This window comes from Mesorhizobium sp. M0077 (genome assembly GCF_040322955.1).
Taxonomy (GTDB): Bacteria; Pseudomonadota; Alphaproteobacteria; order Rhizobiales; family Rhizobiaceae; genus Mesorhizobium.
In genome coordinates this window covers 25,877-51,862 of the sequence record NZ_JAMYUL010000002.1, presented here as the reverse complement: position 1 = coordinate 51,862, position 25,986 = coordinate 25,877, and the positions used below count along the sequence as shown (strand labels likewise).

The window sequence follows — 25,986 nt, the reverse complement described above, 5'->3', positions numbered from 1 at the left end:
GTCCTGCTCATGCGACCTCGAAGACGGCTTCGATTTCCACTGCGGCATTAAGCGGCAGACAGGCGGTGCCGACGGCGGAGCGGGCATGCTTGCCGCGCTCGCCAAGGGCGGCGACCAGGAAATCGGAGGCGCCATTGGCGACCAGATGCTGCTCGACGAAATCCGGCACTGATGCAACAAAGACGGTGATCTTGACCAAACGCTGGATTTTTTCGAGATCGCCAAGTGCTGCTTTTGCTTGGGCCAAGACATTGATTGCGCAGTACTTTGCGCCTTCCTTGCCGGTTGCGGTATCGACGTCGCGGCCGAGCAGGCCGCTTGCCTGCAGCTTGCCGTCCTTGAGCGGCAACTGCCCGGCGGTGAACAAAAGATTGCCGGACCTGCAATAGGGCACATAGTTCGCGGCGGGCGCTGCGGCGGCAGGTATTGTCACGCCGAGATCGCTTAGCCGCTTTTCGATTGTTTCACTCATGGTATTTCCCTATTGCTTGGAGACGCCGCGCTGGCCGGGCCGAAATTGCTATTTTTGCCTCGCTTCCGCCACGACTTTTTTTAAACTGGACCATCTTTACCTGCGGCCTGCCATCAGCTGCGACGATCGGAGCCCCTTATGCGCGCAACGCGCCTTGCCTTCCACGCCGTTCTCTTTCCGGTGCTGTTCTCGATGGCTCCAGCCTTTGCCGTGCCGGCGCTGCAGGCGCATCGCGCCGTCTACGATCTTACCCTCGACAAGGCGTCGGACCGCTCGGGCATCACCGGGATTTCCGGCCGCATGGTCTATGAGTTCAACGGCTCGCCCTGCGAGGGCTATACGGTAAAATTCCGTTTCGTCACCCAGATCGCCACCGGCGACAACACCAGGCTGACCGACCAGCAGACGACCACGTTCGAGGACGCCGAAGGCAAGACCTTCTCGTTCGTGACCAAATCCTTCGTCGACCAGAACCTCGACAAGGAGGTCAAGGGCACCGCCACGAAAGAGACCAAGGGCCTCAAAGTCGACATTGACAAGCCCGAGAAGAACAGCCTGGAACTTGCCACCACCCAGTTCCCGACCCAGCATCTGGTCGAACTGATCGGCAAGGCCGAGAAGGGCGAGAATTTCTACGAAACCAGCCTTTTCGACGGTTCGGAGGATGCCAACAAGGTGATGACCACCACCGTCATCGTCGGCAAGAAGGCCGAGGGCGACAAGGCCGACCCCGAAGCGCCGGCGCTGGCCAAGCTTGCAGGCGACAAATACTGGCCGGTCGACATCGCCTATTTCGACGAGACCGACAAATCGGGCGAAGAGGTGCCGGAATACCGCATCAGCTTCAAGCTGCACGAGAACGGCATCACCCGCGACCTCACAATGGACTATGGCGAGTTCTCGATGACCGGAAAGCTGGTCAACCTGTCGCTGTTCGATCAGACCAAGCCTTGCCCCGTCTCGAAATAGCAACAATGCGGCGCTGGCCACGGCAGGCTTGATGGCAGTTCCCGATGGCGGTCTATGTCGATGCGGCAATCTGGAAATGGGCCGGCCATCGCTGGTGCCACCTGATGGCCGACGATACGGACGAACTGCATCGTTTCGCCGCCGAGCTTGGCGTCAAGCGTTCGTCCTACCAAGGGCCGCCCAGGACATCGGCGCCGCACTATGACATAACCGGCTTCGAGCGCGACCGGGCGGTGCGGCTCGGCGCCATCGAATGCAGCCGCGAGGAGATCGTTGCGATCTTCAGGCGCGTACGGGTACCCAACGGAAAGGGCCGATCGTGACGCTAACGGCATTCTTGGCTTATTGCCTTGCCATCACACTTGCCGCCGCCACGCCGGGACCGGCGATGTTCACGGTGATCACCAACGGCGTGGCACGCGGCTTCCTGCGTGCGTTCGTCGCCGGAAATGGGCATTGCCGCCGGCGATGCCGTGCTGGTCACCCTGGCACTGCTCGGGCTGGTGGCGCTGGCCCAGACCTTCGAATGGGTGTTTCTCCTGTTGAAATACGCCGGTGCGGCCTACCTGATTTTCCTCGGCATCAAGATGTGGCGGGCCGCGGCCGCGCAATCGGCTGCGCAAGGAATCCCCCAAACCGGATTGTCGCGGTCGTTCCTGCTTGGCGCCTCCGTGGCGCTCGGCAACCCGAAGGCGATCCTGTTCCACGCCTCGATCATGCCGCTGATCCTCAACCTCGACACCATGACGTTTGCCGACGGCCTGCTGGTGGTGGCAGTCGTCGTCGGCGCCAATATTCTCACCATGGGCATCTACGCCGCGCTGGCGGGCAGGGCATCCGGCTGGTTCAGGACGCCCGGACGCATGCGGCTGATTAACCGGTTCGCCGGCAGCGCCATGATCGGCACCGGAGCGCTGATTGCCGCACGCTGAGCGATGAAGCACCTCACCGCTTGCGTTTGCAGCGCTTCCCCTCTATATGCGCGCTCATTCCACACACGGACTTTGGTGTCTGCCCGGGAGAAATCCGGCTGAAACCTCCGGTGGCGTTCGAGGACAAAGTCCAAAAATGCCTGTGTCCGTGGAGGCTAACCGGAAAAGGAACTAAGAATGGCACTGCCTGATTTCAGCATGCGCCAGCTTTTGGAAGCTGGCATTCACTTCGGCCACCAGACCCACCGCTGGAACCCGAAGATGGCGCCTTACATCTACGGCGCCCGCAACAACATCCACATCATCGACCTGTCGCAGACGGTGCCTTTGCTGCACCAGGCTCTGAAGCAGGTTTCCGACACCGTTGCCAAGGGCGGCCGCGTGCTGTTCGTCGGCACCAAGCGCCAGGCGTCCGACATCGTCGCCGACGCCGCACAGCGTTCGGCCCAATACTATGTCAACTCGCGTTGGCTCGGCGGCATGCTGACCAACTGGAAGACGATCTCGAATTCGATCCAGCGCCTGCGCAAGCTCGACGAGATGCTGGCCGGTGAGGCCCAGGGCCTGACCAAGAAGGAACGCCTGAACCTCGACCGCGAGCGCGAGAAGCTCGACAAGGCGCTCGGCGGTATCAAGGACATGGGCTCGACGCCCGACCTGATGTTCGTCATCGACACCAACAAGGAAGCGATCGCCATTCTCGAGGCCAAGCGCCTCGGCATTCCGGTCGTCGCCATCATCGATTCGAACTGCGATCCGGACAAGATCGACTTCCCGATCCCCGGTAATGACGACGCGGCGCGCGCCATCCAGCTCTATTGCGACCTGATCGCCAAGGCTGCCATCGACGGCATCGCCCGCCAGCAGGGCGCGCTCGGCGTCGACATCGGCGCCTCGGTCGAAGCTCCGGTCGAACCGGCGCTTGATCCGGCTCCGGCCCCGGCTGCGGACGCTCCGGAAGCTTGACAGTCGAAGGCCGGTTGCGGCCTTCATCATTCTCATATTTGGCACGCTAGACGGACGCATCACCGAGTACCGGTGGTGCGTCGGTGCATTTAAAACAAAGAGGCGACAATGAGCATTTCGGCTGCACAGGTCAAAGAACTCCGCGACTTGACCGGCGCGGGCATGATGGACTGCAAGGCGGCGTTGACCGAGACCAACGGCAACATCGAAGAGGCCGTCGACTGGCTGCGCAAGAAGGGCATTTCCAAGGCCGACAAGAAGGCTGGCCGTACTGCCGCCGAAGGCCTGATCGGCGTCGACTCCGGCGTCCGCGAGGCCGCCATCGTCGAGGTTAACTCCGAGACCGATTTCGTGGCCCGCAACGAGCAGTTCCAGGAGATCGTTCGCAATGTCGCCAAGGTCGCGCTTGCTTACGGCACGACGGAGGCTGTCTCTGCCGCAAAGTATCCGGGTTCGGACAAGTCGGTCACTGACACCATCAAGGACGCCGTTGGCACCATTGGCGAGAACATGAGCTTCCGCCGTTCGGCCAAGCTCACCGTCCCGCACGGTGCTGTCGCAACCTACGTCCACAATGCGGTTGCCGATGGTCTTGGCAAGCTCGGCGTTCTGGTCGCGATCGAGACGACGGGCAATGAGCATGCCGCCAACGCCTTTGGCCGCCAGGTCGCCATGCATGTCGCCGCCACCAACCCGCTGGCGTTGACCGCCGAGCAGATCGATCCGGCAGCGGTCGAGCGCGAGAAGGCGATCTTCGCCGACCAGGCGCGCCAGTCCGGCAAGCCGGAAGCGATCATCGAAAAGATGGTCGAAGGCCGCCTGCGCAAGTTCTACGAGGAAGTCGTGCTCCTCAAGCAGGCCTTCGTGCTCAATCCCGACATCACTGTCGAGCAGGCGCTGAAGGATGCCGAGAAGGACATCGGCGCTCCGGCCAAGATCTCCGCCTATCTGCGCTTTGCGCTGGGCGAAGGCATCGAAAAGGAAGAGACCGATTTCGCGGCGGAAGTCGCGGCGGCCGTGAAGAAGTAGTTTTAAAAATAGCCCCGAAAAGGGCTTCTCAGCTCAGGCAACTCGGCCGGGTGTCCGCAAGGATGCTCGGCCGATTTCTTGTGCGGTGTCGATGAAGGCCCTGAGCTTTGGCGCCGTCGACGCCCTGCGCGGGAAGTAAAGGAAGAGGCCGGGCTCCTCGATCGCCGTTTGCGGCAGGATCTGAACGAGGCGGCCGGCTGCCAATTCCGCGCGCACCAGCGGCTCGAACACATAGGTCAGCCCGACGCCGGCAAGCGCAAGGTCGATCGCGGCCAGCGAATCGGTGACGATGACCGTACCCTTCGTCTCGGCCACGACATCCTTGCCGTCCTCGGTCAGGTCCCAGCGATAGAGTGCGCCGGAGCGCACAAGCCGGTAGCCGATGCAATTGTGGTCCGAAAGATCCGCCACACTGCGCGGACGGCCATGCCGGCCGACATAGGCGGGGGAGGCGACGATCACGGCGTTGAATGGCGGCGTCAGCCGGACCGTGACCATGTCCTGTGCGATCATCTCGCCCAGCCGGATGCCGGCATCGAAACCCTCGCCGACAATGTCCACCAGCCCCTGGTCGGTGAGCAATTCGATGGTCACATCAGGATAGCGTTCAGCCATCGCGGCGACCACGGGAGTGACGGCAAGTGGAACGGCGATGTTGGGAACGTTCAACCTGAGCAAGCCGGAGGGCCGGCCCTTGATGGCTCGGATGCGGTCCATCCGGTCGGCGATATCCTGGAGGGCAGGGGCTGCCGTGTCCACCAGCGCCTTGCCGGCTTCCGTCAGCGAGACGCTGCGCGTGGTGCGCGCAAACAGCGGCTGGCCGATCCGCTCCTCCACGAGGCGCACCGCATGGCTGACGGCGGATGGGGACATGCCCAGTTCGGCCGCGGCAAGCGCAAAGCCGCCGCGTCGCGCAACGGCGACGATGACAGGCAAATGGCTGAGCAGATCCCGGTCCATTCGTGCATGATATCGCATAGTCCTTGCGAACAATTCAATCTTCTCGATGCCGACTGGCTGGCCCACATTGCCGTCACCGATGCACAAAGGATAAAAGACATGAATGCCTTGAAATACGCTACCTTCGCCGCAGGCCTTGCTCTGGCGCCGGTCGATGCCGGCGGCGCCGAGCCGTCCGGTCAGCGCGCGCTCGCCGACGAACGCGCCGTCATCCGCATCGCCGATGCCATCGACCGTGCCGTCGATGCGCAGGACTGGAAGCTTGCCCGCTCCTATTTCGCCGACCGTGTCACCGTCGACTTCAGCAGCCTGTCAGGACAGCCTGCCGCCACCATCCCCTCCGACGATCTGATCGGTACCTGGGCCGGCAACCTGAGGGGCAGCAAGACCAGCCTGCATCTGCGCACCAATCACCAGGTGATCTTTGAGGCGGACGCGGCGACCGTCTCTTCGAACGGCTATGCCTGGAACCGGATGGAAGGCAATGGCGACCCGCTGTGGGAAGTCTGGGGCACTTACGAGCACCATCTGGTTCGCTCCGGGACCGGCTGGAAAGTCGACGGCTTCATTTTCCGCGCCACGCATCAGCGCGGCAATCCCTGGGTCAAGACGACGCCTGGCCAATGAGCCGGCGTCAATAAAAGTCGGGATAGGAAAACACCATGACCATGAGCTATTACACACTGGGCAACAGCGGCCTGCGCGTCAGCCGGCTGGCACTGGGCACCATGACCTTTGGCACCGAATGGGGCTGGGGCGCGGACAGGGAAACCGTGCGCGCCATGGCCGACGCCTATGTCGAGGCCGGCGGCAATTTCTTCGACACCGCCGACCTCTACACCGGCGGCACAGCCGAAACCTGGCTCGGCGAATTCATCGCCGAGCGAGGCTTGCGCGACAAAGCGGTGATCGCCACGAAATTCACCTTCAACGCGGAGCCCGGCAATCCGAACGCCGGCGGCAATGGCCGCAAGAACATCTTGCGCGCCGTGGACGCCTCGCTGAAGCGGTTGGGCACTGACTATATCGACCTCTACCTCCTCCATGTCTGGGACGGGCTGACGCCGGCCGAGGAGGTCATGCGCACGATGGATGATCTCGTGCGTGCGGGCAAAATTCGCCATGTCGGCCTGTCCGATGTGCCGGCCTGGTATGCTGCCCGCGCGCAGACGATCGCCGAGTGGCGCGGCTACGAGCCGGTGTCGGCCCTGCAGCTTGAATATTCGCTGGTGGAGCGTTCGATCGAAAATGAGTTCGTGCCCTTCGGCACCCGCCATGGCGCAGGAATCATGGTGTGGAGCCCGCTGGCAAGCGGGCTGCTCAGCGGCAAGTACCGGCCGACGCAGGAAGGCCATGCCGGCCGGCTCGACGGCTTTCGCAACACCACTCATCCGGGGTTCCAGAAGTTCACCGAGCGCAACTGGGCGATCGTGGCGGAGCTCGAAAAAGTTGCCGCCGAACTCGGACGCAGCATGGCGCAGGTCGCGCTCAACTGGGTGGCAACGCAACCGGGCATCGCCACCGTGATTCTTGGCGCCACCAAGCTGGCGCAGTTGCAGGACAATCTGGCGGCGTTGGATTTCACTTTACCCGCCGAGCTTCGCGCGCGGCTGAATACGGTCAGCAAGACACCGCCGCCATTCCCGTACGCCTATTTCGGTTCCGACATACAAGCCCGGGTTACCGGCGGCGCCGTGACCGGCGACAAGCCGTTGGGTTATGCGCCGCCGCTGCTGGTCGAGGGCGACGCCGTCAGCATCACCAGCAACTGACGGGCCGCGACGGGAAGGCGGAATTGGGCGAGGGGCGCCGCGTGTCATAGCGGGGCCCGTCGTGTATCGGGACTCGGCATCGCGCCACCGGCGGCGCCCCCGCCAGGGCGGGCTGCCCAGGCTGCCACACGCAACAATGACGAGGTCCAGATGACGGCAAAGCCCCTCTATCGACGTGTCCTGCTGAAAGCGTCGGGCGAAGCGTTGATGGGCGAGCAGCATTTCGGCATCGATGTCTCGGTGGTCGACCGAATCGCGGCCGACATCGCCGAAGCCCGCGCACTTGGCATCGAGGTCGGCGTCGTCATTGGCGGCGGCAATATCTTTCGCGGCGTGGCGGTGGCATCCAAGGGCGGCGACCGCGTCACCGGCGACCACATGGGCATGCTGGCCACCGTCATCAACTCGCTGGCGCTGCGCACCTCGCTGAACAAGATCGGCGTCGATGCCGTCGTGCTGTCGGCCATCGCCATGCCCGAACTTTGCGAGAGTTTTTCCCAGCGCCAGGCCACCGCCTATATGAACCAGGGCAAGGTCGTCATTTTCGCCGGCGGCACCGGCAATCCGTTCTTCACCACCGATTCGGCCGCGGCCTTGCGCGCCGCCGAGATCGGCGCCGACGCGTTGTTCAAGGGCACCCAGGTCGACGGCGTCTATTCGGCCGATCCCAAGAAGGATCCGAATGCGACCCGCTTCGAGCGCATCAGCCATGCCGAAGTCATCAACAAGGGCCTTTCGATCATGGATACCGCCGCAATTGCACTTGCGCGCGAAAACAACATCCCGATAATCGTCTATTCGATCCACGAAAAAGGTGGTTTCGGCGATATTCTGCGGGGCGGTGGCCGTTGCACGATCGTCGCCGACGAGTGACCCGGAGTATACTCTCCTAAAAAGGGGATCAGTTTTCGAAAGCGGGTCCGAATATAGGCCCTAAGCACTGAACCCGGATCAAACGGGTCGAGGAGACTAAGATGAGTGGTGAGTTCGACGACCTCAAGCGGCGCATGGATGGCGCGATCGCCGCCTTCAAGCACGATCTGGCTTCGCTGCGCACCGGCCGTGCCTCCAGCAATCTGCTCGACGCCATCCAGGTCCAGGCCTACGGCACCACCATGCCCATCAACCAGGTGGCGAACGTGTCGGTGCCGGAGCCGCGCATGATTTCGGTTTCGGTCTGGGACAAGTCGATGGTCGGCGCGGTCGATCGTGCCATCAGAGAATCCAATCTGGGCTTCAATCCGATCGTCGACGGCACCAACCTCAGGATTCCGCTGCCCGAGCTCAACGAGCAGCGCCGCAAGGAACTGGTCAAGATCTCGCATGGCTACGCCGAGAACGCCCGCGTTGCGGTGCGCCATGTCCGTCGCGACGGCATGGACTTCTTGAAGAAGGCGGAAAAGGACGGCGACATCAGCGAGGACGATCAGCGGAAGCGCTCCGATCAGGTCCAGAAGCTGACCGACGAGACGATCAGCACCATCGATCACCTGCTTTCCGATAAGGAAGCTGAAATCATGCAGGTTTAGGGTCGGCCCACACCGGCCCGAAAGCGAGACAATGGCAACGCCGGCGCATGTCGCGATCATCATGGATGGAAACGGACGCTGGGCCAAGGCGCGCGGCATGCCGCGGCTTGCCGGCCATCGCGCCGGCGTCGAAGCGCTGCGCAAGACGGTGCGCGCCGCGCCCGGTCTCGGCATTTCCTTCCTGACCGTCTACGCCTTTTCATCGGAAAACTGGTCGCGGCCCAAGGCCGAAGTGAGCGACCTGATGGGGCTTTTGAAGCTGTTCATCCGCCGCGATCTGGCCGAACTGCACCAGAACGGCGTGCGCGTCAGGATCATCGGTGACAGGGCGGGGCTGCAGCCGGACATCAGGGGCCTGCTCGAAGAGGCCGAATCGCTGACTGCGCGCAATGAATCGCTGACCTTGGTCATCGCCTTCAACTATGGCGGGCGCGACGAGATCGTGCGCACGGCACGCAAGCTCGCAGCCGCAGTGGCGCGCGGCGAGATCGACGCAGAGGCGATCACGGCAGACACTTTTGCCGGCGCCCTCGACACCGCAGGCATTCCCGATCCGGAGCTGGTCATCCGCACCAGTGGCGAGCTTCGGCTGTCGAACTTCCTTCTGTGGCAGGCAGCCTACAGCGAACTGGTTTTTCTGCCTTGCTACTGGCCTGACTTCAGCCGCGAACACCTGGCCGACGCATTGCGCGATTTTGCTGGCCGCGAGCGCCGTTTTGGCGGGCTTGCCGCTCAAGATGTCGCTGCCTCGTGATCGGCGGCGGGATGAACAATCTTCAGCTTCGCATCGTCTCGGCGCTGGTGCTGGCCGCAATAGCGCTTGGCCTGACCTGGTTGGGAGCGCTGTGGTTCCGCCTGCTTTGCGCCGGGATATCGGCGGTCATCTTCTATGAATGGGCGCGCATGTCGCGCCCCTTGGCCGGTGCGACCCTCGGCTTCATTCCCGAAGCGCTGCTTCTGGTTTTCGTCGTCGCCCTGGTTGCAGGCGTGCCGGCATCGTGGCTTCTGTCTCTTGTCCTGGCCATGGTTGTGGTCGCTGCTGTCGGCGCCCGTATGCATGGAGCGGCGCAATGGGATGCAGCCGGTCTTGCCTACGCGGCTTTGTCCGGCTTATCGCTGGCGCTGCTGCGCGGCGGCGACCATCCCGGCCTGGTCGCAATCCTGTTTCTGTTCGCCGTGGTCTGGGCGACCGACATCTTCGCCTATTTCGTCGGCCGCTCCGTCGGTGGGCCCAAGCTCGCGCCATCTATATCCCCCGGCAAGACGCAGAGCGGCGCGCTTGGCGGCGCTGTCGGCGGCGTGGCCGCCGGCGTGCTTCTGGCTGCCGCCGCCGGGGCCGGCAATCTTGGCGTCCTCGCCTTGGTTGCGCTGGTGCTGTCGATTGTTGCCCAGGCTGGCGATCTCTTCGAATCCTGGGTCAAGCGCCGCCACGGCCGCAAGGATTCAAGCGCGTTGATACCCGGGCATGGCGGTGTCATGGACAGGGTGGACGGGCTTGTCGCGGCGGCTTTTGCCCTATACGTGATCGGCTGGATTTCGGCGGGCGCCGATCATCCGGCGCAGGGGCTGTTTCCGGCTTGAGTGATATTTCACGGCGAAGAAATGGCGCACGCCACGGATTCGCCTGGATTGATGTCACAGTCGCGGCGACACCTTTTGCCGCGGGTGAATTTGAGGGCATGACTTGAACGAAATTCTTCACGCGTTGTTCAGCACGGAAGGCTTTGTCCTCGGCACGCTGGTGCCGTTTCTGTTCGTGCTGACCGTGGTCGTCTTCATTCACGAAATGGGCCATTACCTGGTCGGCCGCTGGTGCGGCATTGGCGTGAAGGCCTTTTCGATCGGCTTCGGCCCCGAACTTCTCGGCTTCAACGACAGCCACGGCACGCGCTGGAAGCTCTGCGCCATACCGCTCGGCGGTTATGTCAAATTCGTCGGCGACATGAGCGCCACGTCGAGCCAGCCGAGTTCGGAAGATCTGGAAACGCTGACTGACGCTGAACGCAAGGTCGCCTTCCACACGCAACCCATCTGGAAACGCGCCGCCACGGTGGTGGCCGGACCGTTGTTCAACTTCCTTTTGACCATTGCCGTCTTTGCCGTGCTGTTTTCCCTCTATGGCCGCCCTGTGTTTGAGCCGATGGTGGCGGCGGTCACCGCCGGCAGTCCAGCCGCAAGGGCCGGCATTTTGCCAGGCGACCGATTCGTCGCCGTCGACGGCAGCAAGGTTGAGACCTTCGCCGACGTCCAGCGCCTAGTTTCGGGCCGCGGCGGCGACGCCATCACCTTCACCATGTTGCGCGACGGCAAGGAGGTCACGGTCGTCGCGACGCCGGAGCCGATGGAGCAGCTGGACGCACTGGGCAACAAGGTCAAGGTGGCCGTCATCGGCGTCGTCAACAACAAGGATGTCGGCCAGCCCAGGCTGATCACCTACAGCCCTGTCGGAGCAGTCGGCGCCGCGGTCGAGGAGACGGGGCACGTCATTCAGCGCACCGGCCAGTTCCTGCAGCGATTCGTTGTCGGCCGCGAAGACAAATGCCAGCTGGGCGGCCCGATCAAGATCGCCAAGATGTCGGGGCAGGCGGCAAAGCTTGGCTTCCTGTGGCTGGTGCAACTCGTCGCCGGACTGTCGGTCGGGATCGGAATTCTGAACCTTTTGCCGATTCCCCCCCTCGACGGCGGCCACCTCCTGTTCTACGCACTCGAAGCCGTTTTCCGGCGTCCGGTATCGGAGCGGATGATGGAAATGGGATACCGGGCCGGCCTCTTTCTGGTGCTGGGATTTATGGGCTTCGTCTTCTGGAACGATCTGTTTGGGTGCTGAAATCATGAAGAAATTTGGCTTCAGCACCGGCAATGTTGAGACGCCGTTTACCATGCACGGGGGTATGCGTGACGCGAAAGCCACGCATCAGGGTTAAGTAATTACAAATTAACCTGAAGCCTTGCGTGTAGGGAAAATCCGGTTAATACGGTAGGAGAAATTACCGCACGTCCGGTTTTCTCGCCGTGGGGACTTCGAGAAAAGGTACAAAAGCCCGATGAAGGCAGCATCCAAATTTTTGAGCGCCGCGTCCGCGGTGGCTATGTCCGCCGCTCTGGTTGTACCAGGTGCGCTCGCCGTGCAGTTCGTTGCCACATCTGCGGCGCAAGCAGCCGTTGTCTCGAGAGTCGAGGTCAACGGCAACCAGCGCGTAGACGCCGACACCATCCGCAACTACATCACGATCAAGCCGGGCAAGGCGTTTTCCAGCGCCGATATCGACGATGCGGTCAAGGCACTGTTTGGTACCGGGCTGTTCTCGGACGTTCAGATCAATCAGGTCGGTTCGACGCTGGTGGTCAAGGTTGCCGAATATCAGGTCGTGAACCAGGTTCTGTTCCAGGGCAACAAGAAGCTCAAGGACAATGCGCTGGCAATCGCCGTGCAGTTGAAGCCGCGCGGAACGTTCTCGCAGGCAACGCTGGACTCCGATGTCGAGGCGGTGAAAGCTGCCTACAAGCGAATTGGCCGCGACGATGCCGCCGTGACGACGCAGATCATGGACCTCGGCGACAACCGCGTGAACGTGGTCTTCAACATCAACGAAGGCGGCCGCACCAAGATCGCCGCAGTCAATTTCGTCGGCAACAGCGCCTATTCGAGTCGCCGCCTGTCCGACGTCATCGCCACCAAGCGCTCAAGCTTCCTGTCCTTCGTGCTGCGTGACGACGTCTATGACGAGGACAAGCTTCGCGCCGACCAGGAATCGCTTCGCCGCTTCTATTACAATCACGGCTATGCTGACTTCCAGGTGGTCTCTGCTGTCGGCGAGCTCGACGACACGACCAACCAATACACCGTTACCATCACCGTCCAGGAAGGGGACCGCTATACGTTCGGCGACGTCAGCGTCGAGAGCACCATTCCCGAAGTCGACTCGAAGGCGCTGGAATCGGTGGTTCAGACCCACAAGGGCGACGTCTACAACGCCAAGGATGTCGAGGACACCATCATCGCGCTGACCGAGAAGGTGGCGGGTTCTGGTTATGCCTTCGCCCAGGTGACGCCGCGCGGCGACCGTAACTTCGAGAATCACACCATTTCGGTCGTCTACACGATCGACCAGGGCACCAAGGCCTATGTCGAGCGCATCGAAATCCGCGGCAACGACCGCACGCGCGACTATGTCATTCGGCGCGAATTCGATGTCAGCGAAGGCGACGCCTTCAACCAGGTTCTCATTCAGCGCGCGAAGAAGCGGCTGGAAGCGCTGGATTATTTTGAGAAAGTCGACATTTCGACTGTTCCGGGTTCCGAGCCTGACCAGGTCGTGCTTGTGGTCGACGTGGTCGAGAAGTCGACTGGTGAGTTCTCGATCGGCGCCGGTTATTCGACCGGTGGCGAGACTGCAGGTCCGTCCGTCGAGGGATCGGTTGCGGAGCGCAACTTCCTCGGTCGCGGCCAGTACATCAAGGTCTCGGCCGGCGGCGGCAAGAATTCGCGCGACTACAGCCTGTCCTTCACCGAGCCCTATTTCCTCGGGCGCCGTATCGCCGCCGGTTTCGATATCTTCCAGCAGACGCGAAATTATTCGGACTACGACAGCGAGACGCTGGGTGCGACGGTTCGCTTCGGCCTGCCGATCACCGATAATATCTCGACGCAGCTAGCGTACAATATCGCGCAGGAAAAGTATAAATATGATGATGACTGCTTGACCAGCGGCACCTATGATCCCTCGAAATGCGACGTTTCTGCCGCAATTCGAGAGGGTATTGATGAAAGCCCTTGGATCAAATCGTCCGTCAGTCTCGGCTTGGTCTACAACACCATAGACGACATGAAGAGCCCGCATGAAGGCATCTACGCCACCACGACTGTGGAAGTGGCCGGCCTTGGTGGCGATGCCAAATTCGTCAAGGTTACCGGTCGCGGCACCGTCTACCAGACTCTATCAGAACAGTTGGATCTGGTCGGCCTGATCTCCGGCGGTGCTGGCCATATCGCGGGCTATGGCGATAATGGACTGCGTATCTTCGATCAGTTCAAGAGCAGCGACCGCATGATCCGCGGCTTCGAGTATGGTGGCATTGGCCCTGTGGATATTGCAACAGGTGACCACCTCGGCGGCACCACCTATTTCAATGCTTCGGCGGAAGCTCAGTTCCCGATACCGGTCATTCCGGAAAGCTTTGGCGTGCGTGGCGCTGTGTTTGCTGATGCCGCCACACTGTACGGCAGCAAGATTGATACTCCTGGCGTCACTCAGGCCTCGGTTGATATGAAGTTGCGCGCGTCGGTTGGTGTCGGCTTGTTGTGGTCATCGCCCTTCGGCCCGATCCGCATCGACTACGCGATGCCCGTCAAGAAGGAAAAGACCGACGACGTGCAGGAATTCAACTTCGGCATGTCGAGCCGCTTCTGATCTTGCGGTAACGATGCTTCCGGGCCGTTGGGGTCCGGAAGAGAATTGATCCGACCTAGCTGGATATTGCTTCTGGAATGACCGATCCGGTGTTCTTCGCGCCATCACGCCGGTATACGGCTGGCGAAGTCGCGAATCTGACCGGCGCATCGCTTGTCGATTCCGATTTTGCCCACATATCGATCGATGCGTTGGCGCCAGCCAATGAAGGCGGCGAGGGTGCGCTCGTCTTCGTCGACGGCAAGCGCAATTTCGCGCTGATGCAGTCGCTGAAGGCGGCGGCCGTGTTTTGTCCCGCCGAGTTCGCGGGCAAGGCGCCGGCCGGCATCGCGGTTCTGGTTCATCCGCGCCCGCAGCAGGCCTTCGCCATGATCGGCCGGCTGCTGTTCCCGACGGCGGCTACGCCGGGACCGATGACCAGCGAAACCGGGGTCTCGCCGCAAGCTCATGTCGATGCCTCGGCGCATATCGAGGCCGGGGCGATCATCGAGGCCGGAGCGGTCATCGGCCCCCGCGCTTCCATCGGCAGCGGAACGGTCATTGCCCCCCACGCCGTTATCGGCCCCTCCTGCCAGATCGGCCGTGACGGCTACATTGGGCCGGGTGTCAGTGTTCAGTATGCGCTGATCGGCAACCGCGTCATCATTCATGGCGGCGCCAGGATAGGCCAGGACGGCTTCGGCTTTGTCGGCGGCGCCAAAGGCCCTGAGCGTGTGCCGCAGGTCGGCCGCGTCATCATCCAGGACGATGTCGAAATCGGCTCGAACACGACCGTCGATCGCGGCGCCATGTCGGATACGGTCATCGGTCAGGGCACCAAGATCGACAATCTGGTGCAGATCGCCCATAACGTTCGCATCGGCCGCAATTGCATTATTGCCGGGCTCTCTGGTATTTCCGGCTCCGTCACTGTCGGCGACGGTGTCACCATGGGCGGCGGCGTTGGCCTTGCCGATCATTTGACCATCGGATCAGGGGCCAAGCTTGCTGCAAGAAGCGGGTTCATGAGCAACGTGCCGGCGGGCGAGATCTGGGGAGGCTATCCGGCGCAGCCGATGGCGGAAGCCATGCGCGAGATCGCCATGCTGAGGAAGCTCGCCAGGACGCGCAAGCAGGGCGAAGGGGGAAGTAGCTGAGATGGTGCCGGCGACGCTCGAAGCGGTCGATATATTGGGTTTGATGAAGCTTTTGCCGCATCGCTATCCCTTCCTGATGATCGATCGCATCATCGAAATCGACGGCAATGATTCTGCCATCGGCATCAAGAACGTGACCATCAATGAGCCGCATTTCCAGGGCCATTTCCCGGATCAGCCGGTGATGCCGGGCGTGCTCATCGTCGAGGCCATGGCGCAGACCGCCGGCGCGATCTGCATCCGTAACCTCAACACGGAAAAGCCGTCGCTGGTCTATTTCCTGACCATCGATAATGCGAAATTCCGCAAACCGGTCGTCCCGGGCGACCAGTTGAAAATCCACGTCAAGAAAATCAAGATGCGCGGCAACCTGCTCAAATTCGCCTGCGAGGCCATGGTGGAGGGCACAAAGGCCGCCGAAGCCGAGATCGCGGCAATGATGGTTACCGGCTGACGGTTCGAAATGCTCATGAAAATACAGACTTCAATCCACCCCTCGGCCGTCATCGAGGCCGGCGCTCAGATCGGCGAAGGCGCCGCAATAGGACCTTTCTGCTATGTCGGCGCTGACGCCGTGATCGGTGACCGCGTCGAACTGGTCAGCCATGTCTCGGTGCTGGGCGCGACAACCATTGGCGCCGCGACCAAGGTCTATCCAATGGCGACACTGGGCGGACCGCCGCAGAACACCAAGCACAAGGGCGGCCGCACCACTTTGGTCATCGGCCAGAACTGCACGATCCGCGAAGGCGTGACCATGCATCTCGGCACCGATTCCAGCCGCGGCGAGACGACCGTCGGCGACAACGGCAATTTCCTTGCCTATGCTCACATTGCCCATGATTGCGTCGTCGGTAAAAACGCCACCTTCGCCAATGGCGCGACCCTGGGCGGCCATTGCGAGGTCGGTGACAGCGTCTATATTGGCGGCCTCAGCGCCGTTCATCAGTTCGTGCGTGTTGGTGACAACGCCTTTCTCGGCGGCTGCTCGGCTTTTGTCGGCGATGTCATTCCCTACGCCATTGCGGTGGGCAATCGCGCCAGCCTGCGTGGACTCAACATCATCGGCCTGAAGCGCGCCGGGTTGCCGCGCGCCGAAATCTACCTGCTGCGCAAGGCTTACAAGACCATCTTCGACCGCTCCCGCACTGTCGGCGAGAACATCGAATTCGCCAAGGCCGAGTTTGAGTCGTCGCCGACGGCCATGAAAATCATCGATTTCATCACCAGTCGCGGCAAGCGGCATTTTGCCGTCCCGTCGCTTAAGGGTGGCGACGGCGACGATGCCGATGACGAAGGCTGAGGCCACTTCAACGGGCCTCGATCTTGCGCCGGACGCCAGGGTCGGCATCATTGCCGGCGGCGGTAGCTTGCCGGTCGAAGTTGCCGCCGGCCTGGCGGAGGCCGGACATCCGCCCGTCATCATCCTGGTCGAAGGTCAGGCCGACCGTCAGTCCGACCTCACAATCTATGAGCATGAAAGCCTTGCGCTGGAAGACATCGGCTCGCTGGTTGCGTTGCTGAGGCGCCGGCGGATCACCCATCTTGTGCTTGCCGGCGAGATCAGGCGCAGGCCGCGGTTGGTCGACATGCGTCCGAACCTTGGGCTACTGGCACTTATACCCTCGCTCGCCATGGCGCTTGCCCGCGGCGATGACGGGCTGTTGAAGATATTGACCCGCGGCCTGGAGGCACGGGGCGTCAAGGTTGTCGGTGCGCATGAAGTCGTGCCCCGGCTCGTCGCGGCCGAAGGGCCGCTGACCAAAGCAGTGCCGCGAAAGTCCGACTGGCGCGATATCGAGGCGGCACACGCGGCGGCAAAGGCCATCGGCGCGCTCGACATTGGTCAGGCGGCAATTGCCATCGGTGGCCGCACTGTTGCCCTGGAAGGCGTCGAGGGCACCCACGGACTGCTCGAGCGGACGCAGCAGTTGCGCGGCCATGGCAGGCTGGCCGGCAAGACGCGCGGTGTCCTGGTCAAATGCGCCAAGCCTGGCCAGGAATTGCGTGCCGATCTGCCATCTATTGGCCCCCAGACCGTCGAGGCGGCGCATGCCGCGGGGCTCGCCGGCATTGCCGTCGAAGCCGGCCGTTCGCTCATCCTCGAAGGCCCCGCCGTTCTCGCGCGCGCCAATGCGCTCGGCCTGTTCGTGTTCGGCCTGCCGGCTGCGGAGTCTGTCCATGGCAGCTGAGAAGCCGCTGAAGATTGCCATCGTCGCCGGCGAAGAATCCGGCGACCTGCTGGGCGCCGACATCGTGCAGGCGCTGAAGCGCATGACCGGGCGCGAGGTGCAACTCGTCGGCACTGGCGGGCGGCATCTGCAGGCGCTCGGACTGGCGCCGCTGTTCGACGGCGCCGAGATCGCGCTGATGGGGCTCAGCGCCATCCTGCGTGACTTGCCGCGCCTGATGCGGCGGATCAGCCAGACCGCAAGTGCTGTCGCCGCCGAAAAACCCGACTGTCTGATCACCATCGACAGCCCCGATTTCTCGCTGCGCGTCGCCAAAAAGATCCGCGCCGCCGATCCGTCGATCCCGATCGTCCATTATGTCTGCCCGAGCGTCTGGGCGTGGCGGCCGGGTAGGGCGGCAGCGATGAAGCCCTATGTCGACCACATACTGTGCATCCTGCCTTTCGAGGTAAAGGAGCTCAGCCGTCTCGGCGGCCCGCCTGGCACTTACGTCGGACATCGCCTCACGCATGATCCAGGCGTGCAGGGCGCGGCCAGGGCGCAAGCCCAGCCGCGCGGTCTCTCGGCCGATCGCGTCAAGACGCTGCTCGTCCTGCCGGGGTCGCGGCGCGGCGAGGTCAGCCGGCTTATCGGTCCGTTCGGCGAGACGGTGTCGGCGCTGCGCGCGCGCGGCCACCGGCTGCGGCTGTTGCTGCCGACGGTGCCGCACGTCGCCGAACTGGTCAAGACATCGGTGGCGCGCTGGGACCAGGAGCCGGAAATCATCCTCGATCCCGAGCGCAAATGGCAGGCCTTCGGCAAGGCCGATGCGGCGCTGATTGCGTCTGGAACGGTGTCACTGGAACTGGCGTTGTCGGGTGTACCGATGATCTCTTGCTACAAGTTCGATCCGATCATGCTGATGGCGCAGAGCCTGATCACGGTGTGGAGCGCTGCTTTGCCCAACCTTATTGCCGACCGGCCGGTCGTGCCGGAAAGCTACAACCAGTATGTGCGGCCGCACTATCTGGCGCGGCAGCTCGAGGCACTGTTCTCAGACACCGCCTACCGCGCTTGGCAAAAGGACGGCTTTGGCGAGGTTGCCAGACGCATGGCCACCGACAGGCCCTCCGGCGACATCGCCGCCGATGTCGTTCTTCGCCACATCGGGAGAGCGAATAGGCCTTAGTGAATGGTGAATAGTGAATAGTGAATAGTGAATAGTGAATAGTGAATAGTGAATAGTGAATAGGATTAACGCGCTCTCGCCTATAATCAAGCTGCTACTTACTACCTGCTATTCACTACTTACCATTCACCATTCACTCTCTTTCACCTTTTCGCAATCGGCACGTAGTCGCGTTCCGGCGCGCCGGTGTAGAGCTGGCGCGGACGGCCGATCTTCTGGTGGGGATCCTCGATCATTTCCTTCCACTGCGCGATCCAGCCGACGGTGCGCGCGACCGCGAACAGCACGGTGAACATGGTGGTGGGGAAGCCCAGCGCCTTCAGCGTGATGCCGGAATAGAAATCGACGTTCGGATAGAGCTTCTTCTCGATGAAGTAGGAATCCGTCAGCGCGATCTTTTCCAGCTCCATGGCGATGTCGAGCAGCGGATCGTCCTTGATGCCGAGTTCGCCGAGCACCTCATGCGCCGTCTTCTGCATGATCTTCGCGCGAGGATCGTAGTTCTTGTATACGCGGTGGCCGAAGCCCATCAGCCGGAACGGATCGTTCTTGTCCTTGGCGCGGGCGATGAATTCCGGGATGTGGTCGACATGGCCGATCTCGCCCAGCATGTTGAGCGCGGCCTCGTTGGCGCCGCCATGCGCCGGGCCCCACAGGCAGGCGATGCCGGCGGCGATGCAGGCGAACGGATTGGCGCCCGACGAGCCTGCAAGCCGCACGGTCGAGGTCGAGGCGTTCTGTTCGTGGTCGGCATGCAGAATGAAGATGCGCTCCATGGCGCGCGCCAGCACCGGATTGATCTTGTATTCCTCGCACGGCACCGCAAAGCACATATGCAGGAAGTTGGCGGCGAAGTTCAGCTCGTTCTTCGGGTAAATGAAGGGCTGGCCGATATGGTATTTGTAGGCCATGGCCGCAATCGTCGGCATCTTGGCGATCAGCCGCATCGAGGCGACCATGCGCTGATACGGATCCGAAATGTCGGTGGAGTCGTGATAGAAGGCCGACAGCGCGCCGACCACGCCGCACATCACAGCCATCGGATGCGCGTCGCGGCGAAAGCCGGTGAAGAAGCGCGACATCTGCTCGTGCACCATGGTGTGGCGCGTTACCCGGTAGTCGAAATCGTCCTTCTGCGCCTTGGTCGGCAGTTCGCCGTAGAGCAGGAGGTAGCAGACTTCGAGGAAGTCGCCATGCTCGGCCAGCTGGTCGATGGGATAGCCGCGGTGAAGCAGGATGCCGGCATCGCCGTCGATGAAGGTTATCGCCGACTCGCAGCTCGCCGTCGAAGTGAAGCCGGGATCGTAGGTGAAGGCGCCGGTGGTGTTGTAGAGCGCACCGATGTCGATGACGTCGGGCCCGACCGACCCGCTTCGCACCTTGAATTCATGCGTCTTGCCGGCCAGTTCGAGCGTGGCAGTCGACGGGTGCGTCGTCTTGCTGCCGGTTTCCAGTCTTGTCGCAGCTTCGCTCATTCTCAAACTCCTTCATGTTCCTCATGCCGGCAAGGCAATTCCTGCAAACGACACGTCGAAATCACCGGAATGCGCGAACTCGCCACCGCATTTTGGGAGGTGCGTGCCTGATTGGGCCAAGGCCTAATGTTGCACTGCGAAACCCGCCTTTCAATGCCAATCTTTTTGGGCCAGCTCGCTCCTAATCGATTTGATCCGCAATCCGGGCCAGGCTTTCCTCGCGGCCAAGCACGGCAAGCACGTCGAACACGCCGGGCGAGGTGCTACGGCCGGTCAGGGCCGCCCGGAGCGGTTGGGCCACGGCGCCGAGCTTGTGGCCGCCGGCCGTTGCGAACTCGCGCACCGCGGCTTCAGCCGCGGCAGCCGACCAATCGCCCGAAACAGTCTGCAAAGCGGCATGTGCGCCGCGCAGGATCGCGCGCGCGTCGGCACTGAGCAGTGCTGCCGCCTTCTCGTCGATCGGCAGCGGCCGCTCGACGAACAGGAAGGCCGCGCCATCGGCCAGTTCCACCAGCGTCTTGGCGCGCTCTTTCAGGCCCGGCAAGGCGGCCAGCAGCTGCGCCTTCCTGGCGTCGTCGAGACGGGCGGCGATAGCAGATCCGCTTTCCAGGTATGGCAGAGTGGCGACGAAAATGTCGAACAGCTCGGTATCGGCCATCTTGCGCATATGCGCGCCGTTGATTGACTCGAGCTTGGCGAAGTCGAAGCGCGCCGCACCCTTGTTGACATCGCCGATGTCGAACCACGAAATCATGTCCTTGATCGACATGATCTCGTCGTCGCCATGGCTCCAGCCGAGCCGCGCCAGATAGTTGAGCAGTGCCTCGGGCAGATAGCCCATGGCGCGATAAGCCTCGACACCGAGTGCGCCGTGCCGCTTCGACAGCTTGGCGCCGTCGGCGCCGTGGATCAGCGGGATATGCGACATCGACGGGACGTCCCAGCCCATGGCGTTGTAGATCACCGTCTGGCGCGCGGCGTTGGTCAGATGGTCGTCGCCACGGATGATGTGGGTGACGCCCATGTCATGGTCGTCGACGACGACGGCATGCATGTAGGTCGGATTGCCGTCCGAGCGCAGGATGATGAAATCGTCGAGGTCCTTGTTGGGGAAGCGCACCTCGCCCTGCACACGGTCGTGCACCACGGTTTCGCCCTCGGTCGGCGCCTTGATGCGGATGGCGCCCTTGACGCCGGGAGGCGCCTCCGAGGGGGCACGATCGCGCCACGCGCCATTGTAGCGCGGCGGCAGGCCCTTGGCGCGTGCGGCCTCGCGCATCGCCTCAAGTTCGGCAGGCGTCTCGTAGCTGTAATAGGCCTTGCCCAGGCGCACCAGCTCCTCGGCCACCTCACGGTGGCGCGGCGCGCGCTCGAACTGCGATATGGCCTCACCGTCCCAGGAAAGGCCGAGCCAGGTCAGCCCATCCAGAATGGCCTGTGTCGCCGCCTCGTTGAAGCGTTCGCGGTCGGTGTCCTCGATGCGCAGCACCATCGTGCCGCCGGTGTGCTTGGCGTACAGCCAGTTGAACAGCGCCGTGCGCGCGCCGCCGATATGCAGATAGCCGGTGGGCGAGGGGGCAAAACGGGTGACGACTGTGTCGGACATGGAATTCTCGGGAACCTTGGAAAGCGGGGCGTGATCGCGCGGACTTTCGCGCTTTGCGCGTTCATGTAGCATAGGGGGTCTGGGGCGCAAGGGGCAGACCCGATGGCTGGACGTGGCCGGGGCACGTCGGCAATTATCGGTTGCGTCAACTGGCGCTGGAGCCTTGTAGCACAAAATCTGTTCGCACCTCCGCGCAACCTCGTTTGGCAGCAGCGTCAATGTCTGGGTTTCATTCGGCTGCAGCGTCCGTCACAGTGCCTGGAACATCGCTGCGACGGTGGTGCCCCCTCTGACGAGCGGACATTTCTTCACGGAGGCGGCACTGCCCGACTACAACGCCGCCGTGACAGCGTTGGCTTGGTCACGCATATTGACCTTTCTGCAATCATTATCGTGAACACCGCAACCTGTGTGCAGTCCGGTCTCGCCACTAAGGAGGCATGATTGAAAGAAGGACTACCGATGACCAGAAACGCCGACCATACGGAGGGTGATCCGTTCTACCATGGTACCCGGGCGGATTTGAAACCCGGGGATCTGCTGAGCGTCGGCCACCCTTCTAATTTCAGAGGTAAACCACTGTCATGGATCTATTTCACCCAGACACTGGAAGCCGCCATCTGGGGAGCAGAGCTTGCAACGGGTGACGGTCGTCAAAGGATTTACATCGTAAAGCCGACGGGGTTTTTTATGGATGACCCTAACCTGACCGATAAAAAATTTCCCGGTAATCCGACGAAATCCTACCGCTCCCGTGATCCGTTACTCATCCTGGGGGAGCTCGCTGAATGGCAGGGTCATACACCCGAACAATTGAAGGCAATGCACGATGGGCTTGCTCGCCTGAGGGCGGAGGGCCGAGATATGATTGAGGATTGAGCGTCCTTGGCGGGTCAATTCCGGCGCGGTGGACGCGACCGCACGGACTTTCGCGCTTTGCGCGTTCATGTAGCATAGGAGGTCTGGGGCGCAAGGGGCAGACCCGATGGCTGGACGTGGCCGGGGCACGAAGGAAGGCGAAGGCGCCGAGGCAAGCGTCAGCGAACGCTCGCTGTTTGCCGATAGTCCCTATGCCGAGCCGCTGCCCCTCGCGCTGCCTGAGCCGCATCCCGGCGTCGCTCCTGCGCTGCCCGGTCACGCGTTGCCGGCGCAAGTCACAGCGCCCGGATCTATCGCCCGTCTGCGCAGACGGCTTCGCCGTCCGTCATGGCCCGCGCTCCGCCGCAGCCTTGCCGTGGCCGCCAACACGGAGCTCGACCGGGGCGTCGCCTTCCTGCTGGTGCCGGTTTTCCTGGCGGCCGGCGTCATCATTTATTTCTCGCTGGCCGGCGAGCCCGGCTTTGCGCAGCCAATCGCCATTGTGGTGCTGGCGACATGTTGCGCTGTCGCCACGCGACCTCGGCCGAGGACGCATCTGTTCTGCATGGCCGCGATGCTGTGCGCGCTCGGCGTCGTCGCCGCCAAAGTCGAGACCTGGCGCGCCGGAACGCAGATGCTCGGCTCCGAGATCCAGACACGGCTGACCGGCCGCGTCGTCAGTCTCGAACAGATGGAGAGCGGGCGCATCAGGCTGACGCTTGACGTGGTTTCGACCGCTTACCCCAAGCTGCGCTACGCCCCGGAGCGGGTCAGGCTCTCGGCGCGGACCGTTCCCGCCGATATGACCGCCGGCTCCCTGATCACCGGCTATGCCAGGCTGTTGCCGCCGACCGGTCCGGTGCGGCCGGAGAGCTACGATTTCTCCTTCGACAGCTATTTCACCGGTATCGGCGGCAGCGGCTTCTTTCTCGGCAATCCGAAAACCATTGCTACGCAGGGACCGCCGCCGCTGACCGCGCGGCTTTCCTCGGCAATCGAGAACGCGCGCGAAAACATTGCCGACCATATCAGGGGCAAGATCGGCGGCGCCGAAGGCGAGATTGCCGCGGCGCTGATTGTCGGCGTGCGCGCCGGCATCCCGGACGAGGTCAACGAAGCGATGCGGCGCACCGGCATCTACCACATCATCTCCATCTCCGGCCTGCATATGGCGCTGGTTGCCGGCACCATCATGGCGTTGCTGCGCGGCGCCTTTGCGCTGTTTCCGGATTTCTCCTCGCGCCGGCCGGTGAAGAAATATGCAGCAGTGGCAGCACTCGTCTCCATCGCCGCCTATCTCGTCATTTCAGGCATCGTGGTGGCTGCCGAGCGCAGTTTCATCATGCTGGCGGTCATGCTTGTCGCCGTGCTGTTTGATCGCGCCGCACTCACCATGCGCAATCTGGCGATCTCCGCCATGGCCGTCATCCTGGTGTCGCCGCACGAGGTGGTCGGTCCCAGCTTCCAGATGTCGTTTGCCGCCACTGCCGCCCTTGTCGGCGCCTATGCCGGCTGGGCCGATTACCGCGCCGACAAGGTGAGAACGCCACCGGCAAAGCGCTCCTTCGTCGGCTTCCTGTCGCGAAAATTCGCGCTGGCCATGGGCGGCCTCGCCATGACCTCGATCATCGCCGGCAGTGCAACCTTGCTGTTCGCCATCTGGCATTTTCAGCGTGTGTCGCCGCTCAGCCTGATCGCCAATCTGGCCGTGATGCCGATTGTATCGTTGATCGTCATGCCGTTTGCCGTGCTCAGCGCGCTGGCGATGCCGTTCGGCGCCGACGGACCGTTCCTCTATGTGATGGGCAAAGGCCTGACGGCGATGATCGCCATATCGGCCTGGATTTCCGAGCGCTCGCCGGTCGATGCCGTCGGGTTGATTTCCATCCGCTCGGTGCTGCTGGTGACGGTCGCCCTCGTCATCGCCACCATGGCCACCACCTGGCTCAGGCTGGCGGCCGTGCCTTTCGCGCTGGCCGGCCTGTTGACGGTGCCGCAGGTGCTTACGCCCGACGTGCTCATATCCGAGGATGCGCATCTGGTGGCCATGCCGATCGGTGGCGGCGAACTCGCCCTCAACCGCGAACGCTCCAACGAATTCACCACGGACAATTGGAAACGGGCGCTGCGGGCCGAAACCATTATCCCACCTGAGATTTTCGAGGCAACAGATACGCGGTTCGATCTCGATCCGCTCGATCTGCCGCCCGGCTCGCCCTTCTATTGCACCGGCGATCTCTGTATCGCCCGGCACCCTTCCGGAGCCATTGTAGCGCTTGCGAAAGACCGCAAGACGGCGCGGCCGGCCTGTGCCTTCGCGAGCCTGATCGTCATCGATGACGCCACCGCCTACAATCCGTGCCGCGACCCGCTGGTCTTGGTCGTGACGAAGAAACAACTCGCCCGCGACGGCAGCGCCGCCGTCTTCTTCGATCCACAATCGGCAGCGATAGCGCCAACGATCCACTTCGCCGTCGACAAGCCTTATCGCCCCTGGCACGAGCAGCGCCGCTTCTCACGCGAAGCCCGAGGCCTGCCGCCCTACAAGCAGCGTGAAAAGTACAAACCTAAGCCGGCTCAGTAACGCCTGATCAGCCCCACCAGCTTGCCTTGCACCTTGACCCTGTCGGGGCCGAAGATGCGGGTTTCGTAGGCCGGGTTTGCGGCTTCCAGCGCGATCGAGGCGCCCTTGCGGCGGAAGCGTTTCAGGGTCGCTTCCTCGTCGTCGACCAACGCCACCACGATCTCGCCGGGGCTGGCAGTGTCGGCATTGCGGATGATGACCGTATCGCCGTCGAAAATGCCGGCTTCGATCATCGAATCGCCCTTGACCTCGAGCGCGTAGTGTTCGCCGCCCATGATCATGTCGGGCGGCACCGAGATCGAATGGGTCTGATGCTGGATGGCGTCGATCGGCACGCCGGCGGCGATGCGTCCCATCACCGGGATTGAAATCGAGGAAACGGCATCGTCATTGCCGGCAGACATCGAACGCGACGGCGAGCCCGGCTTGATCTGGCGGCCGAGACCGCCTTGGCCCATCCCGCCTTGTCCCTGGCCGCCTTGCCCTTGGCCGGCTTGACCAAGACTGCCCTGAATGACGCTCGGTGAAAACTTCCTCGCCGCGTTGAGGCCTGGCGCGATCGAGTCGGGTAGCCGCAGCACTTCCAGCGCGCGCGCCCGGTTCGGCAGCCGGCGAATGAAACCGCGCTCCTCAAGCGCTGTGATCAGTCGGTGGATGCCGGACTTGGAGGCGAGGTCGAGCGCTTCCTTCATCTCGTCGAAGGACGGCGGGATTCCGCTCTCCTTCAGGCGTTCATGGATGAACATCAGAAGCTCATGTTGTTTGCGCGTCAGCATCGCGGCCCCCAAGGGTTCTGAAACCAGAATCAGAAAAAACAAACCCAGAACAAACACTATCTGTTCCAGTTGTGTTCCGCAACCTTTTAAAGTTTAATGAATGTGTTGACGTTTTGTTCAGCGTAACGTTCGGCACCGCGAGCGGCGCTCG

The 25,986-nt window shown here is 62.5% G+C and carries 25 protein-coding genes; 20 read left to right on the top strand and 5 right to left on the bottom strand.

Annotated features, from left to right (window positions below; translation table 11 throughout):
* Positions 1 to 7: 7 nt before the first annotated feature.
* A complete protein-coding gene (locus NKJ57_RS04400) occupies positions 8 to 472 on the bottom strand; it encodes a RidA family protein (protein ID WP_023684686.1) in 465 nt (154 codons plus the stop codon).
* Positions 473 to 610: 138 nt separating this feature from the next.
* Here NKJ57_RS04400 and NKJ57_RS04395 point away from each other — a divergent pair, with 138 nt between their 5' ends.
* The 5 genes from NKJ57_RS04395 (at position 611) to tsf (ending at position 4,368) form a co-directional block, all read left to right on the top strand.
* Complete coding sequence (locus NKJ57_RS04395) at positions 611 to 1,441, top strand: cell envelope integrity EipB family protein (protein WP_023724373.1); 831 nt, start codon at positions 611 to 613, stop codon at positions 1,439 to 1,441.
* Between the two features lie 44 nt (positions 1,442 to 1,485).
* Positions 1,486 to 1,764: a DUF4031 domain-containing protein gene (locus NKJ57_RS04390; protein ID WP_023671020.1), complete on the top strand. Its 279-nt coding sequence runs from the start codon at positions 1,486 to 1,488 to the stop codon at positions 1,762 to 1,764.
* A gap of 108 nt (positions 1,765 to 1,872) precedes the next feature.
* The gene (locus tag NKJ57_RS04385; protein WP_352512577.1) at positions 1,873 to 2,373 is read left to right on the top strand and encodes a LysE family translocator; all 501 of its coding nucleotides are present in this window, start codon (positions 1,873 to 1,875) and stop codon (positions 2,371 to 2,373) included.
* Positions 2,374 to 2,550: 177 nt separating this feature from the next.
* On the top strand, positions 2,551 to 3,339 hold the full coding sequence (rpsB, locus tag NKJ57_RS04380; RefSeq protein ID WP_023671022.1) for a 30S ribosomal protein S2: 789 nt from the start codon (positions 2,551 to 2,553) through the stop codon (positions 3,337 to 3,339).
* A gap of 108 nt (positions 3,340 to 3,447) precedes the next feature.
* Positions 3,448 to 4,368 (top strand): translation elongation factor Ts, encoded by a 921-nt coding sequence (gene tsf / locus NKJ57_RS04375; RefSeq protein ID WP_023684688.1) that lies wholly within the window; start codon positions 3,448 to 3,450, stop codon positions 4,366 to 4,368.
* Between the two features lie 33 nt (positions 4,369 to 4,401).
* Here the strand turns inward: tsf and NKJ57_RS04370 are convergent, their stop codons facing one another.
* Positions 4,402 to 5,328 carry a LysR family transcriptional regulator gene (locus NKJ57_RS04370; protein ID WP_352512576.1) on the bottom strand — a complete coding sequence of 309 codons (927 nt, stop codon included), beginning with the start codon at positions 5,326 to 5,328 and terminating at the stop codon, positions 4,402 to 4,404.
* A 99-nt stretch (positions 5,329 to 5,427) separates the two neighbouring features.
* On the opposite strand from NKJ57_RS04370, the gene NKJ57_RS04365 reads away from it, so the two are divergent.
* The 13 genes from NKJ57_RS04365 to lpxB all read left to right on the top strand — a co-directional run bounded on the left by NKJ57_RS04365 (position 5,428) and on the right by lpxB (position 18,536).
* Positions 5,428 to 5,955, top strand: coding sequence for a nuclear transport factor 2 family protein (locus NKJ57_RS04365; protein WP_352512575.1), 528 nt, complete (start codon positions 5,428 to 5,430; stop codon positions 5,953 to 5,955).
* A gap of 35 nt (positions 5,956 to 5,990) precedes the next feature.
* On the top strand, positions 5,991 to 7,100 hold the full coding sequence (locus NKJ57_RS04360) for an aldo/keto reductase (RefSeq protein ID WP_352512574.1): 1,110 nt from the start codon (positions 5,991 to 5,993) through the stop codon (positions 7,098 to 7,100).
* A 150-nt stretch (positions 7,101 to 7,250) separates the two neighbouring features.
* The gene (gene pyrH / locus NKJ57_RS04355) at positions 7,251 to 7,973 is read left to right on the top strand and encodes a UMP kinase (protein WP_023671026.1); all 723 of its coding nucleotides are present in this window, start codon (positions 7,251 to 7,253) and stop codon (positions 7,971 to 7,973) included.
* A gap of 101 nt (positions 7,974 to 8,074) precedes the next feature.
* Positions 8,075 to 8,629 (top strand): ribosome recycling factor, encoded by a 555-nt coding sequence (gene frr, locus NKJ57_RS04350; RefSeq protein WP_023671027.1) that lies wholly within the window; start codon positions 8,075 to 8,077, stop codon positions 8,627 to 8,629.
* A gap of 31 nt (positions 8,630 to 8,660) precedes the next feature.
* A complete protein-coding gene (locus NKJ57_RS04345; protein WP_023748403.1) occupies positions 8,661 to 9,383 on the top strand; it encodes an isoprenyl transferase in 723 nt (240 codons plus the stop codon).
* A gap of 11 nt (positions 9,384 to 9,394) precedes the next feature.
* Entirely contained in the window at positions 9,395 to 10,210 is an 816-nt protein-coding gene (locus NKJ57_RS04340) for a phosphatidate cytidylyltransferase (RefSeq protein WP_352513709.1), read from the top strand.
* Between the two features lie 103 nt (positions 10,211 to 10,313).
* Positions 10,314 to 11,456 carry an RIP metalloprotease RseP gene (gene rseP, locus NKJ57_RS04335; protein WP_352513708.1) on the top strand — a complete coding sequence of 381 codons (1,143 nt, stop codon included), beginning with the start codon at positions 10,314 to 10,316 and terminating at the stop codon, positions 11,454 to 11,456.
* A gap of 217 nt (positions 11,457 to 11,673) precedes the next feature.
* Positions 11,674 to 14,040, top strand: coding sequence for an outer membrane protein assembly factor BamA (gene bamA, locus NKJ57_RS04330; protein WP_023693445.1), 2,367 nt, complete (start codon positions 11,674 to 11,676; stop codon positions 14,038 to 14,040).
* 77 nt (positions 14,041 to 14,117) lie between these two features.
* A complete protein-coding gene (gene lpxD, locus NKJ57_RS04325; protein WP_023684695.1) occupies positions 14,118 to 15,176 on the top strand; it encodes a UDP-3-O-(3-hydroxymyristoyl)glucosamine N-acyltransferase in 1,059 nt (352 codons plus the stop codon).
* Position 15,177: 1 nt separating this feature from the next.
* Positions 15,178 to 15,630 carry a 3-hydroxyacyl-ACP dehydratase FabZ gene (gene fabZ, locus NKJ57_RS04320; protein WP_352459337.1) on the top strand — a complete coding sequence of 151 codons (453 nt, stop codon included), beginning with the start codon at positions 15,178 to 15,180 and terminating at the stop codon, positions 15,628 to 15,630.
* A 15-nt stretch (positions 15,631 to 15,645) separates the two neighbouring features.
* On the top strand, positions 15,646 to 16,479 hold the full coding sequence (gene lpxA / locus NKJ57_RS04315) for an acyl-ACP--UDP-N-acetylglucosamine O-acyltransferase (protein WP_352459336.1): 834 nt from the start codon (positions 15,646 to 15,648) through the stop codon (positions 16,477 to 16,479).
* Positions 16,466 to 17,368 (top strand): LpxI family protein, encoded by a 903-nt coding sequence (locus tag NKJ57_RS04310; protein WP_023824869.1) that lies wholly within the window; start codon positions 16,466 to 16,468, stop codon positions 17,366 to 17,368. The genes lpxA and NKJ57_RS04310 overlap by 14 nt, the downstream gene beginning before the upstream one ends.
* Complete coding sequence (gene lpxB / locus NKJ57_RS04305; RefSeq protein ID WP_352459335.1) at positions 17,358 to 18,536, top strand: lipid-A-disaccharide synthase; 1,179 nt, start codon at positions 17,358 to 17,360, stop codon at positions 18,534 to 18,536. The genes NKJ57_RS04310 and lpxB overlap by 11 nt, the downstream gene beginning before the upstream one ends.
* Positions 18,537 to 18,679: 143 nt before the next feature.
* On the opposite strand, the gene gltA is transcribed toward lpxB, so the two are convergent.
* Together gltA and gltX are read right to left on the bottom strand one after the other, a co-directional pair.
* Positions 18,680 to 20,011, bottom strand: coding sequence for a citrate synthase (gene gltA / locus NKJ57_RS04300; protein WP_023671037.1), 1,332 nt, complete (start codon positions 20,009 to 20,011; stop codon positions 18,680 to 18,682).
* A gap of 181 nt (positions 20,012 to 20,192) precedes the next feature.
* Positions 20,193 to 21,617 carry a glutamate--tRNA ligase gene (gltX, locus tag NKJ57_RS04295; protein ID WP_352513707.1) on the bottom strand — a complete coding sequence of 475 codons (1,425 nt, stop codon included), beginning with the start codon at positions 21,615 to 21,617 and terminating at the stop codon, positions 20,193 to 20,195.
* A 462-nt stretch (positions 21,618 to 22,079) separates the two neighbouring features.
* Here gltX and arr point away from each other — a divergent pair, with 462 nt between their 5' ends.
* Both arr and NKJ57_RS04285 read left to right on the top strand, forming a co-directional pair.
* Positions 22,080 to 22,496, top strand: a complete 417-nt coding sequence (arr, locus tag NKJ57_RS04290; protein WP_023696562.1) for an NAD(+)--rifampin ADP-ribosyltransferase — start codon at positions 22,080 to 22,082, stop codon at positions 22,494 to 22,496.
* A gap of 106 nt (positions 22,497 to 22,602) precedes the next feature.
* On the top strand, positions 22,603 to 25,059 hold the full coding sequence (locus NKJ57_RS04285; protein ID WP_352513706.1) for a ComEC/Rec2 family competence protein: 2,457 nt from the start codon (positions 22,603 to 22,605) through the stop codon (positions 25,057 to 25,059).
* Here NKJ57_RS04285 and lexA read toward each other — a convergent pair.
* Entirely contained in the window at positions 25,053 to 25,835 is a 783-nt protein-coding gene (gene lexA, locus NKJ57_RS04280) for a transcriptional repressor LexA (protein ID WP_023715817.1), read from the bottom strand. The genes NKJ57_RS04285 and lexA overlap by 7 nt on opposite strands.
* Between the last annotated feature and the right edge of the window lie 151 nt (positions 25,836 to 25,986).

Coding starts and splice junctions, on each gene's coding strand:
- NKJ57_RS04400 (WP_023684686.1), bottom strand. CDS start 472: ATGAGTGAAACAATCGAAAAGCGGCTAAGCGATCTCGGCGTGACAATA.
- NKJ57_RS04395 (WP_023724373.1), top strand. CDS start 611: ATGCGCGCAACGCGCCTTGCCTTCCACGCCGTTCTCTTTCCGGTGCTG.
- NKJ57_RS04390 (WP_023671020.1), top strand. CDS start 1,486: ATGGCGGTCTATGTCGATGCGGCAATCTGGAAATGGGCCGGCCATCGC.
- rpsB (WP_023671022.1), top strand. CDS start 2,551: ATGGCACTGCCTGATTTCAGCATGCGCCAGCTTTTGGAAGCTGGCATT.
- tsf (WP_023684688.1), top strand. CDS start 3,448: ATGAGCATTTCGGCTGCACAGGTCAAAGAACTCCGCGACTTGACCGGC.
- NKJ57_RS04370 (WP_352512576.1), bottom strand. CDS start 5,328: ATGGACCGGGATCTGCTCAGCCATTTGCCTGTCATCGTCGCCGTTGCG.
- NKJ57_RS04365 (WP_352512575.1), top strand. CDS start 5,428: ATGAATGCCTTGAAATACGCTACCTTCGCCGCAGGCCTTGCTCTGGCG.
- NKJ57_RS04360 (WP_352512574.1), top strand. CDS start 5,991: ATGACCATGAGCTATTACACACTGGGCAACAGCGGCCTGCGCGTCAGC.
- pyrH (WP_023671026.1), top strand. CDS start 7,251: ATGACGGCAAAGCCCCTCTATCGACGTGTCCTGCTGAAAGCGTCGGGC.
- frr (WP_023671027.1), top strand. CDS start 8,075: ATGAGTGGTGAGTTCGACGACCTCAAGCGGCGCATGGATGGCGCGATC.
- NKJ57_RS04345 (WP_023748403.1), top strand. CDS start 8,661: ATGGCAACGCCGGCGCATGTCGCGATCATCATGGATGGAAACGGACGC.
- NKJ57_RS04340 (WP_352513709.1), top strand. CDS start 9,395: ATGAACAATCTTCAGCTTCGCATCGTCTCGGCGCTGGTGCTGGCCGCA.
- bamA (WP_023693445.1), top strand. CDS start 11,674: ATGAAGGCAGCATCCAAATTTTTGAGCGCCGCGTCCGCGGTGGCTATG.
- lpxD (WP_023684695.1), top strand. CDS start 14,118: ATGACCGATCCGGTGTTCTTCGCGCCATCACGCCGGTATACGGCTGGC.
- fabZ (WP_352459337.1), top strand. CDS start 15,178: ATGGTGCCGGCGACGCTCGAAGCGGTCGATATATTGGGTTTGATGAAG.
- lpxA (WP_352459336.1), top strand. CDS start 15,646: ATGAAAATACAGACTTCAATCCACCCCTCGGCCGTCATCGAGGCCGGC.
- NKJ57_RS04310 (WP_023824869.1), top strand. CDS start 16,466: ATGACGAAGGCTGAGGCCACTTCAACGGGCCTCGATCTTGCGCCGGAC.
- lpxB (WP_352459335.1), top strand. CDS start 17,358: ATGGCAGCTGAGAAGCCGCTGAAGATTGCCATCGTCGCCGGCGAAGAA.
- gltA (WP_023671037.1), bottom strand. CDS start 20,011: ATGAGCGAAGCTGCGACAAGACTGGAAACCGGCAGCAAGACGACGCAC.
- gltX (WP_352513707.1), bottom strand. CDS start 21,617: ATGTCCGACACAGTCGTCACCCGTTTTGCCCCCTCGCCCACCGGCTAT.
- arr (WP_023696562.1), top strand. CDS start 22,080: ATGACCAGAAACGCCGACCATACGGAGGGTGATCCGTTCTACCATGGT.
- NKJ57_RS04285 (WP_352513706.1), top strand. CDS start 22,603: ATGGCTGGACGTGGCCGGGGCACGAAGGAAGGCGAAGGCGCCGAGGCA.
- lexA (WP_023715817.1), bottom strand. CDS start 25,835: ATGCTGACGCGCAAACAACATGAGCTTCTGATGTTCATCCATGAACGC.